This window comes from Liquorilactobacillus uvarum DSM 19971, assembly GCF_001434935.1.
GTDB lineage: Bacteria > Bacillota > Bacilli > Lactobacillales > Lactobacillaceae > Liquorilactobacillus > Liquorilactobacillus uvarum.
The window spans coordinates 162,496-173,248 of sequence record NZ_AZEG01000003.1; the positions used below are offsets into that span (position 1 = coordinate 162,496).

Here is a 10,753-nt window from a genome sequence, read left to right on the forward strand (position 1 = left end):
CGCAAATTATTGGAATTAAAGACATGGCAGGATTGTTGAAGCCTAAGGCTGCTTATGAACTGATCAGCAGCCTTAAGGAAGAAATTGACGTTCCTATACATTTGCACACTCATGATACAACTGGTAATGGCGTCGCTACTTACGTTGAAGCTGTTCGTGGCGGAGTTGACATTGTCGATGTTGCGATGAGTTCACTTTCTGGGACGACTAGTCAGCCAAGTATGAGCAGTTTGTATTATGCACTGACAGATGATCTGAGACAACCTGCTCTGAACATTGATAATGTTGAAAGAATTAATCGATATTGGCAAGGAATCAAACCATTTTATCAAGATTTCATGAATGGTATTACTGCTCCGCAAACTGATATTTATCAAACTGAGATGCCTGGAGGTCAATATTCTAATTTGCAGCAGCAAGCAAAGGCCTTAGGAATTAATGATTTTGAAGTGGTTAAAAAAACATATCGCGAAGTTAATGAACTTTTAGGAGATATTGTGAAGGTTACACCCAGCTCTAAAGTTGTCGGTGATTTTGCTATTTTCATGATTAAGAATCAATTGACACCAGAAGACATATTTGAACGTGGGGCACAAATTGATTTTCCTGAATCAGTAGTGAAATTTTTTGCAGGTGACCTTGGTCAGCCAGTAGGAGGATTTCCTAAGAAACTGCAAGATATTGTTTTGAAGGGTAGAAAAGCAATCAAAGTTCGGCCAGGTAGTCTGGCTCAACCAGTTGATTTTGAAAAAGTTGCTAAAGAATTAGAAGAGAAGATAAAGCGTGAACCAACGACTGAAGAAGTCTTGAGTTACGTTTTGTATCCTGATGTCTTTCTAGAATATGAGGACATGATTAACAAGTTTGGGGAATTGGGAATTCTGGACACTAATACTTTTTACCAAGGTATGAGAACCGAAGAAACAATTCATATTGACTACGGTGTCGGAAAAAAGATTATTGTTAGATTAAATTCGATCGGCAACGCTGACGAAGAGGGAAATCGTAATCTTTATTTCACGCTCAATGGTCAAGCGCAACAGATTGTTGTTCATGATATGAGTAAAAAAGCAAAAATAAAGACAGTTATGAAGGCAGAACCGACTAATCCAAGACATATTGGAGCAACTTTGAGTGGATCAGTCTTGAATGTCCTAGTTGCTAAGAATCAAGTTGTAAAGAAAGGCGAGCCTTTGATTGTAACTGAAGCTATGAAGATGGAAACGACTATTAAAGCACCATTTAATGGAAAAATCAGCCATATTTATGTTAAAGCTGGCGATGTTTTGGAAACAAGAGATTTATTGATGGAAATTGAACCAATAAAGGACTGATAATGAGAGGGAAAAGATTTCTCAGGAGTGTACTTTATTTTTTGACATTTTTTTTAGTGATTCTCGTGGGTCTATATTGTTGGACTGCCTTATTTGAAGATGGTTCAGTCAATCCGCAAAAAAAATCTCTTAGTTCAAAACAAAATATAGTGACTGATAAGGCTCGTTTGACCACTCCAAAAGTTGATCGAATTAAGACACAAGGTTTTGCTCGTTATATAGGTGCATCATCTAAGACAATCGAAAACGTTTTTGGGGAACCACTTGAAAAGCTTCCTAGTGCGATTAATATTCAATGGTGGGTATACAGTTTAAATGAGAAATATTATTTTAAAGTGGGAATCGATCTTTTAACACATAAGGCTAGCTCAATTTTTGTAAGTGGGAAAGATGGTTTGCAATATGAGAAACTAAGGATCAATATGCCCTTTAAAAAACTGGTTCAACTTAGTTCATTGTATGCAAATTTTAAATTAAATTACCACGAGCAGAGTTTCCAATTGGAATTATCGGAAGATGATTTAAATGAACGACCACTGTTGAGTTTTAAAAACAATAGTTATGCGATTACTTACCTGCACCCTGATTCAAAAAAAGTTTACGCAATTGAGTATTTGGATGCAGACATGTTATTGAAAAAGAAGATGTATCGAATTGTGTCGAAAACACCTCTGCCAGTCCAGTTTCAAGGTGAAACAGATTGGATAGCAATGAACAATATGATGCCTGCAGACTTAATAAGGATGATTAATGTCAAACGAAGTTTAGCCGGAACACCAGCATTGATTTCGAATGATGAACTAACACAGGCAAGTCAAACGATACTTGATGAGTTAGGTGAAAATCCTAAGGCCTTTTTAACCAAAGAAAAAAGTCATATAATCAAAAGTATGTTGAGCGGTAATTTAAATCAAAAACAAGGGTTGTATTTATATGGTCGAAGTATACCTAAAAAATTATATAAAACAGTTGGTTTAAATCGAAACTCTTTTAATATTTACTGTGTGGCTCCTGTGTATGACAATTCGGATTTCTTTTCTGATGCTGTGCTGTTGAGATTAATTTTACCCAAACTTGTTTCTTCGAGCAGCACTAACATCGGAATAGCTTATGATAGAGGTATGTTAGTGTTTATTATCGACAAATAAAGGTGGTAGTGAATGAATTTTAAGATAAATGAAAGGCAGAGTATTATTGTCTATTTGTATCATTTAAAAAATAGTAAGCAATTAAGGCGTTACGGGACTATCCATTATGTTTCGAAACGCATGAAATATGTAGTTTTGTATATTGATCATTCAAATTTGAGTGATACGGTTAAAAAGTTGAGGGAAATACGATTTGTAAAACGTGTTCTAATGTCACCCCGCCCTAATATCAAGATTAATTTTGAAGATGAGGTAGGGAAAACTTATAAATTAACCGAAGAAGATCGAGAAAAGTATAGGAGTAATAAAGAATAAAACATGAGAGTTATTGCTGGAGAATATGGAGGGCGGAGGCTGAAGGCCGTACCTGGAATGAAGACTCGTCCTACTACAGATAAAGTTAAAGAGTCACTTTTTAGCATGATAGGGCCTTTTTTTGCAGGCGGAAAATCATTAGATCTTTTTGCTGGTAGCGGTGGACTAAGCATTGAGGCTGTGTCCAGAGGAGTTGCGAGCGCAACACTGGTTGACCGTCAGTATTTGGCGATTAAAACAATTAAAGAAAACATCGATGTCACTAAAGAACCTCATAAATTTGAGGTTTTTAAAGCTGATGCATCACATATATTGTCAAAATTGGTTCAGAAAAAGCAAAAATATGATTATGTTTTTTTGGATCCTCCGTACAAAAAGCAACAAATACTGGAGTTTATTCAGCGCTTAGCAGAACTTGAATTGTTAGAGAAAGAAGCTCTTTTGATTTGTGAAACGAACCAAGAGGCCAATTTACCGACCGCAGTAAAAGGGTTTGTACTCTATAAGCGGGCAGATTATGGAATTACTGAAATAACTATTTACCAATATCGAGGTGAATAATTAGAATGAATGCGATTTTTCCTGGAAGTTTCGATCCGGTTACTTGTGGACATATTGATTTAATAAAAAGAGCGAGTAAAATTTTTTCAGAATTGACTGTACTTGTTATGACGAACACAAATAAACACGGTATTTTTTCTCCTGCAGAGCGGGTAGCATTACTCAATGATTCTGTTGCTTGTTTTGACAATGTCAAAGTGCTGTCTCTTGAAGCTGATTTAACGGTCAGGGCAGCTGAAAGTTTGGGAGCTAAAGTTATCGTTAGAGGAGCCAGAAATGGGCAAGATTTTGAAACTGAGCGCGGCATTGCAGATATGAATCGGCATCTAGATCCTTCACTTGAGACTGTTTTGTTACCCGCTGTTGGAAAGTATAGTTTTATATCATCAACTTTAGTGAAAGAAGTTGCACGCTTTGATGGTAATCTTGCAGGTTTAGTGCCGCAAAAGGTTGCTCGTGCATTGAAAGAAAAGATGTGCTAAATGTTTAAAAAAAAGCGTGTTTTTGTAGTTGTTCTACTAGTTTTTGTTGCTCTTTTTTGCTTTGTTCCTATACCGGCGTACATTGAAACTGTTGGAAGTGCACAGAACATTGAAAAGTATGTCTCTGTAAATGGTCAAAAAGATTTTCAAGATGGTCAGTTTATGCTAACTTATGTTGGACTTGGACGGGCAACAACAGCTCTTTATGTTGCAAGTTATTTTGATAGGTATGCAACGCGTTTGCCGAGTAGTTCTGTTAGAGGGAATAATTCCTCCTCGGAATATGAAAAAGTGCAACATTATTATATGGATGATGCACTTAATCAAGCAAAGATAGTTTCTTTAAAATTGGCTGGTAAGCCGTTTAAACAGAGTTTTAGGGGAATAGTTGTTATGTCATTGCTTGGTAGGTCATCTTTTAAGGGCAAGCTACGCGCTGGAGATATCATAATAGGCGTAGATGGAAAAAGGTGCGTCAAATCAGCGAATTTTACGCGATATCTGCAGCAGAAAAAAAAGAGAGACGTATCTATTCGCTACCAACGTGGCAATCGTATTTTTTCAACTGAAGGCAAGTTAATTCAATTGCCTGGAACATCGAAAAAGGGCATAGGGATTAGCTTCATTCAAAAATCTAAGGTTGCATCATCAGTGAAAATAAAAACTGATATGGATGGTATTGAAGGTCCTTCTGCAGGTTTAATGCTTACCTTGCAAATGTATGCACAGTTAAGTCACGAAAATCTGAAAAAAGGTCGGAAAATTGCAGGCACTGGTACAATGCTTTCTAATGGATCAGTTGGTGATATTGGAGGAATTGACAAGAAGATAGTTGCTGCTGCTAGAAAAAAAGCAAATATTTTCTTTGCACCTAATAATCCACTTACCCAAGCAGAGGAAAAGGCTGGAGAATTAAATAATTATCAGGAAGCAAAGAAGACAGCCAAAAAGATCGGTACTAAAATGAAAATAGTTCCAGTTAAGAATATTCAAGATGCACTTAGCTATTTACGTGAAAAGTAAAAATACAACCAATAAGTATTTTTAATTAAAGCTAAAGGGAGTACATTACTGGCTGTTAGGCTTTTTAAAGACCACTTACAAATTACGAGTATAGTTGGAGTTTGATTTCTAGTAATTCATGGTTAAAAGTAAAAAGAGGCTCGAACGTAGAAGCATGTTAATTTATATAATACGAAATTAGAATAAGAGACTATGGCGAAATTAATTTAGGTCATGGTCTTTTTTTGCGTATATATAGTTTGAAGGGAGGAAAATTTTGGAAAGAATAAAAGAATTTTGGGAAGAAAACAAAGTGTTGTCGTGTGTTCTTGTGGTTGTTATAGCCATAGCATGTTTAATTGGAGGATATTTTTTTAAAACTAATGATTCTGTAACACAATCAAATAGCATTGTACGAGCTCATGAAAGTTCCGCTAAGAAAGATGTCTCTTTGAATTCATCTCAAGAAAGTGCAAAACAAGATAACATGAGCAAGGATTTTTTTGTCGATATTAAAGGAGCTGTCAAAAAGCCAGGAATATACAAAGTTACTCACAAAATGCGAGTAGCCGATGTTGTTAGTGCTGCAGGAGGGCTTGAGAAGACAGCAGATCGTAATCAAATTAATCTAGCTTTAAAGTTAGTTGATCAGCAGGTAATATATGTTCCCTTTAAAGGAGAAATAGATAAAAAACCTCCGACAACGATGGAAACTGGACAGATAAGCAACAATAATGATAAAAACAGCACTACATTGAATTCTGAAATAGGTATCGAGGAGAGTGATGCTCAGAATAACAAAAAAGTTGATCTAAATAAGGTTACTAAGAGTGAGTTATTGGAACTGGATGGTATAGGAGATAAAAAAGCTGATCTTATTTTGACTTACCGAACTCAACACGGAAGATTTGAAAAAATAGAAGAATTAATGGAGATTACCGGTATTGGAGACAAAACATTTGAAAAGTTAAAAGAACGATTAACAATCGTACCTTAATTTTAACTGTCGAAGGTAGTGGGTGTTTGCTATACTAGAGTTAAAATTAATTTGAAGGTGAAATTATGAAAGACAGAAGAATACCATGGAACCAATATTTTATGCTTCAAGCTATATTGTTATCTCTAAGAGGCACATGCGAGCGACTATCTGTTGGTGCTATTCTCGTTCGTGATCGGAGAATTATTGCTGGTGGGTATAATGGTTCGGTCTCTGGAGATGTTCACTGTATTGATGAGGGATGCTATTTGGTTGATGGTCACTGTGTGAGAACAATTCATGCGGAAATGAATGCTGTTTTGCAATGCGCAAAATTCGGTGTTACTACTGCAAAATCAGAAATATACGTGACGGATTTTCCTTGCTTGCAATGTACAAAAATGTTACTCCAAGCCGGAATTAAAAAAATATACTATTTGCGTAATTATCATAACGATGTTTATGCAATGAAACTTTTAAAATTAAAAAATGTTGAGATCGAGCAGGTTAAAGTTGATAAGGAGTACTTAAATTCGATTACGGCAGATACCTATTTTGATTAGTCCGGAGAATTTCAAAAATTAGGAAGATTTTTTTCTTTTTAGCAATTGATGCTTATCTGATCAGCTTACTATGCCTTTCTTTTCGGTGGGAATGGTTGGTATTGTTTGTGTTGTTGCAGTTTCGAATTGCAGCATTGCGTCATAAGCAGTTTATTATGTGTATGTTTTGCTTTACTTGTTGTTTTTTTGCATATTGCATGTTATGGAATAAGTCACTGGAGCAAAAAGTTTTTAAGGACAAAGTAGAGATTACAAAAAATGAAATAATTTTAGAACCGGATGAATTTCAAATCGATGGAGATTTGTTAAAATTAAGTGGTTTTTGGATAGAAGGCAATCAAAAAATACAAGCCTATTATAATATTGGAACAAAAAATGAAAAAAATTATTTAAGCAAGATTGATACTATCAAAACTTTAGTTGTTACAGCGAGTGTCGAACAGATCTTGCCACCAACAAATGAAAATCAATTTGATTATCGAACTTTCATGCGTGGTAAAAAAATTGTTAATACGGCTAAAATATCTAAGTTAGAGGTGGGGGAGGAAGCCCCACACCAGTGTACGATTGCTGATCTGATTGCAGCAACACATGGTTTACGGAAAAGGATATTAAATTACTTTGCTACACTGCCTGCACCCTTAAATGGATACAGTCAAATCCTATTGTTGGGATACTATTCTCAAAATTTTTCAACTCAACTAGAACAAATCAACAAATTAGGACTCTTGCATCTTTTTAGTTTGTCTGGCATGCATATCTTTTACCTTTTAAGTGCAATTCGTTTTGTTTTAGGGTATATGCATATCACGCGTGAGACTTGTGAAGATTTAATTCTGATAATCTTGCCTTTTTATGCAATTCTCGGTGGTTTATCATCTAGTTTAATTAGGGCCGTGATGATGTCATGGTTAATGATTTTATCAAGTAAGTTTTTTGATAATGGGCTAGATGGAGTAGAAGCTGAGGCCGTTGTATTACTTTTAAATCTAATTTATTCCCCAGAATTAGTGCATTCAATGGGTGCACAGTTGAGTTATTTACTGACTTTTGTTTTAATGATGAGCAAGAAAATGAACGTTTGGCAGTTGGGACTGAAGATGAATGGTTATAGCTTACCATTGATTTTATGGCATACTTTTCGCTGGAATATGCTGACAACCGTCACTTCAATTTTGATAATCCCTGTTTTTGAGTGGATTATTATTCCATCAGTTCTTTTAGGTGTTCTTTTTCCACAACTGAGTTTCTTGTGTAATGAAATATTATTTTGGATTGCAAAGGGAATCGAAGTAACTGCGAAAATGCCTTCAAATATAGTATTTGGGAAACCCCCACTTGCAATTGTTATTTTTGGGTTAGGGTTAATGTTTGCACTTGAAGTCGTCAAAAGCAAAAAGAAAATTTATTTTTGGAAATTCGTATCATATCTTTTAGTAGGAATTATGATAAAAATGCCTTTGCATGATGAAATAGTGTTTTTCGATATTGGTCAGGGGGATTGTACCCTTATCAGGAGACAGTTTAATAGGGAAATTACGTTAATTGATACAGGAGGCAAAATTAATTTTCAAAATAAACAGTGGCAAAAACGACACGGTAAAGAGAATGGTGAGACAGTTGTGGCAAATTATCTTTTGAGCAAAGGTGTATCAAAAGTTAATTGGTTGTTTTTGACGCACCAAGATACGGATCATGTAGGTAATTTTCCGGTTATTAGTAGGCTTATCAAAATTGAGAAGATATTAGTACCATCAGGCATGGAAAAAACTGCTTCTTTTGAAAGACGCCTGCTACTGTCAGCTAACAAAAAACAAGATGTTGTACCCATTTCAACGGAAAAAGTTGAGCTGGTCGGACAATACAGAATCTTGCATCCATTTAGTGAAGGAGAAGGCAAAAATGAATCCTCTATAGCAGTGACTGCAAATCTCAATGGGGTTAATGTTATAATTAGCGGTGATTTAGACAAAAGCGGTGAACTGGAAATCTGTAAGAGAATACCAGAACTACGAGCCGATATTTTAAAAACTGGGCATCATGGCAGTAAGACATCAACGGCTGAAGGATACGTACAGCAGTTACAACCTAAGCTGGCAATTATTTCCGCTGGACGAGCTAATCGATATGGGCATCCTAATTTGGAAACACTGGAAACGTTAAGGCAAAATAGGATTAGTTATTTAAACACAGCGAAGGTTGGGATGATAAAACTGGTTCCTATTGGTTCACACAATTTTAAAATTGAAACAGGAAATACTTTAAAAATAAGGTAGGGTATAATTTAAATGAGGGTAGCGGAATTATTAAAAAATATTCATGAAAACAAATTAGCACCTGTTTACTTGATATTGGGAAAAGAAGATTACAATGCACAACGAATTTCGGATGCTTTTGTCGAAACAGTCCCAGAAGATCAAAGAGCAGTCAATATAGGGCAGTATGATATGGAGAGCACTGCAATTTCAGAGGCGATTGGTGATGCATTATCAGCCCCATTTTTTGGGGACAGACGAATCGTTTTTATTAAACATCCTTATTTTTTAATTGGAAACAATAAAAAGGTTAAGGGCGAGCAGAACACTGATGAATTTCTCAATTACATTGAAAATCCAGAACCAACAACAGTTTTTGTGATATTTGCACCCTATGATAAACTCGATGAAAGGAAAAAACTATCAAAAAAGCTACTAAAAACGGCGATTGTTGTTGAAAATGGCTTTTTAGATGAAAAAAGCACTAAAAATTATATAAGTCAGCTACTGGGGGAAAAAAAGTATTCAATAGAGCCTCAAGCACTTGAACTGCTAGTGAGAAAAACAGAAGCCAAATTATCGTTGGCTATGAATGAACTGCCTAAATTGATGATTTTAGCACAAAAAGATAGAAAAATAACTGTATTGATGGTTGCGAGAATGGTTCCACAAACGTTAGAACAAAATATTTTTGATTTAAGCGACTTAGTTTTATCTAAGCAAGTAGAGAAATCAATTGAGATGTATCATGATTTGATTTTGCAGCATGAAGAACCTCTAAAAATAAACGCAATTTTGTTGGGACAAATTAGGCTTTTACTGCAAGTAAATATTTTACAAAAACATGGATATGCTCAAGGAAATATTGCAAGTTCTTTGAAAGTACATCCATATCGTGTGAAGCTTGCAATGAAAAAAAGCCGATCATTGCACAGAACGGACCTTCGAACAGCGTATTTGGGATTGGTTGATTTAGAGGAAAAAATGAAATCAACGCAAAGAGAACCCCTAGCTCTTTTTGAACTTTTTATGTTGGGATATTTCAGAGAAAAACGTGGGTAAAATAATTTCAAAGAAATGCTTTATAGGGTGAAATGCGAGAAACGATAAAGACAAGCGTTGAGCTTGTTTAAATTATATCAATAAAAAAAGCCACACTATAAACAGCGCGGCTTCTTTTGGATCTCTATTAAAATAGCAACACACTAAAAGCTTGAAAGCAAAAAAACTATTTTGCTAAACGAGCAGTCAGACGCGATTTGTCACGAGCAGCCTTGTTAACTTTGATCAAACCCTTAGACTTAGCTTTGTCAACAGCAGCAATAGCTTCTTTGTATAAGTCTTCGACGTTGTCAGCTCCTGTGGTTTTTGCATTTTCAAATTTCTTGATGGTGCTACGCATAGCACTAAGTTGTGCTGAATTACGTGTATTAGCTTTTTCGTTAGTCTTAACACGTTTAATAGCTGATTTAATAATTGGCAAAAATCTTCACCTCCACGTTACATGATTCCCATACCGGCATCATAATTTTTTCAACATAGGCTATTATACAAGAGCTATTCTGACAATGCAATAAAAAAGTTAAAATGTGTCAAGGAAATTACCTTGACTTTTGAAAAGAATATATTAAAAGGCATGTCTTGAAACAGAATTAAGATTAAGGTACAATGATTGTTGTGCACTTGTGCATGACGACCTTTTTCTCAGTATAACGCGGCTCACCGACGTTTTACCGGGATAAAGGCAGCAAAATTACAGAAGGGTGGGAAAAAAATGGCTGTTACAAAAGAAAAAAAGAATGAAATCATGAAGAAGTATGCTCGCCGCGAGGGTGATACTGGTTCTACAGAAGTTCAAATTGCTGTTTTAACTGCAGATATTAATGAACTTAACGAACACATACGTACTCATAAGAAGGACTATGCTTCACAACGTGGTTTAATGAGAAAAATTGGTCATCGTCGTAACTTGTTAGCTTACTTGCGTAAGAATAAAGTTCAGAGTTATCGTGAACTTATTAAGAGTTTAGGATTACGTCGTTAAATAGATCATATGAAATGGGGCTGTGCCATAAGTCCCTAAGTGAAAGAGCTTCACCAGAGAAAGTAATGATTTT

The 10,753-nt window shown here is 35.4% G+C and carries 12 protein-coding genes; 11 read left to right on the forward strand and 1 reads right to left on the reverse strand.

All coding sequences use genetic code 11. From position 1 onward, the window contains the following. From FD20_RS13765 to holA, 10 genes are all read left to right on the forward strand, one after another. Nucleotides 1-1,334, forward strand: a 1,334-nt coding sequence (locus FD20_RS13765) for a biotin/lipoyl-containing protein (protein ID WP_338040486.1), incomplete at its 5' end; no start/stop codon positions are given. Nucleotides 1,335-1,375: 41 nt separating this feature from the next. Next, nucleotides 1,376-2,482, forward strand: coding sequence for a CAP-associated domain-containing protein (locus tag FD20_RS02700; protein ID WP_057736046.1), 1,107 nt, complete (start codon nucleotides 1,376-1,378; stop codon nucleotides 2,480-2,482). 12 nt (nucleotides 2,483-2,494) lie between these two features. After that, on the forward strand, nucleotides 2,495-2,797 hold the full coding sequence (locus FD20_RS02705) for a YlbG family protein (protein ID WP_057736047.1): 303 nt from the start codon (nucleotides 2,495-2,497) through the stop codon (nucleotides 2,795-2,797). Between the two features lie 3 nt (nucleotides 2,798-2,800). Beyond that, nucleotides 2,801-3,358 (forward strand): 16S rRNA (guanine(966)-N(2))-methyltransferase RsmD, encoded by a 558-nt coding sequence (gene rsmD / locus FD20_RS02710; protein WP_057736048.1) that lies wholly within the window; start codon nucleotides 2,801-2,803, stop codon nucleotides 3,356-3,358. Between the two features lie 5 nt (nucleotides 3,359-3,363). Continuing rightward, entirely contained in the window at nucleotides 3,364-3,840 is a 477-nt protein-coding gene (gene coaD / locus FD20_RS02715) for a pantetheine-phosphate adenylyltransferase (RefSeq protein WP_057736049.1), read from the forward strand. After that, nucleotides 3,841-4,863, forward strand: coding sequence for a SepM family pheromone-processing serine protease (locus tag FD20_RS02720; RefSeq protein WP_057736050.1), 1,023 nt, complete (start codon nucleotides 3,841-3,843; stop codon nucleotides 4,861-4,863). A 256-nt stretch (nucleotides 4,864-5,119) separates the two neighbouring features. Next, nucleotides 5,120-5,839, forward strand: coding sequence for a helix-hairpin-helix domain-containing protein (locus FD20_RS02725; RefSeq protein WP_057736051.1), 720 nt, complete (start codon nucleotides 5,120-5,122; stop codon nucleotides 5,837-5,839). Between the two features lie 65 nt (nucleotides 5,840-5,904). Further along, a complete protein-coding gene (locus FD20_RS02730) occupies nucleotides 5,905-6,381 on the forward strand; it encodes a ComE operon protein 2 (protein WP_057736052.1) in 477 nt (158 codons plus the stop codon). Nucleotides 6,382-6,578: 197 nt separating this feature from the next. Then, a complete protein-coding gene (locus tag FD20_RS02735; RefSeq protein WP_162255611.1) occupies nucleotides 6,579-8,657 on the forward strand; it encodes a DNA internalization-related competence protein ComEC/Rec2 in 2,079 nt (692 codons plus the stop codon). A gap of 12 nt (nucleotides 8,658-8,669) precedes the next feature. Then, the gene (gene holA, locus FD20_RS02740; RefSeq protein WP_057736054.1) at nucleotides 8,670-9,698 is read left to right on the forward strand and encodes a DNA polymerase III subunit delta; all 1,029 of its coding nucleotides are present in this window, start codon (nucleotides 8,670-8,672) and stop codon (nucleotides 9,696-9,698) included. Between the two features lie 166 nt (nucleotides 9,699-9,864). Here the strand turns inward: holA and rpsT are convergent, their stop codons facing one another. Next, nucleotides 9,865-10,119 carry a 30S ribosomal protein S20 gene (gene rpsT, locus FD20_RS02745; RefSeq protein ID WP_057736055.1) on the reverse strand — a complete coding sequence of 85 codons (255 nt, stop codon included), beginning with the start codon at nucleotides 10,117-10,119 and terminating at the stop codon, nucleotides 9,865-9,867. A gap of 291 nt (nucleotides 10,120-10,410) precedes the next feature. Between rpsT and rpsO the strand changes: the two genes are divergently transcribed. Next, nucleotides 10,411-10,680 (forward strand): 30S ribosomal protein S15, encoded by a 270-nt coding sequence (gene rpsO / locus FD20_RS02750; protein WP_057736056.1) that lies wholly within the window; start codon nucleotides 10,411-10,413, stop codon nucleotides 10,678-10,680. Nucleotides 10,681-10,753: the final 73 nt, after the last annotated feature.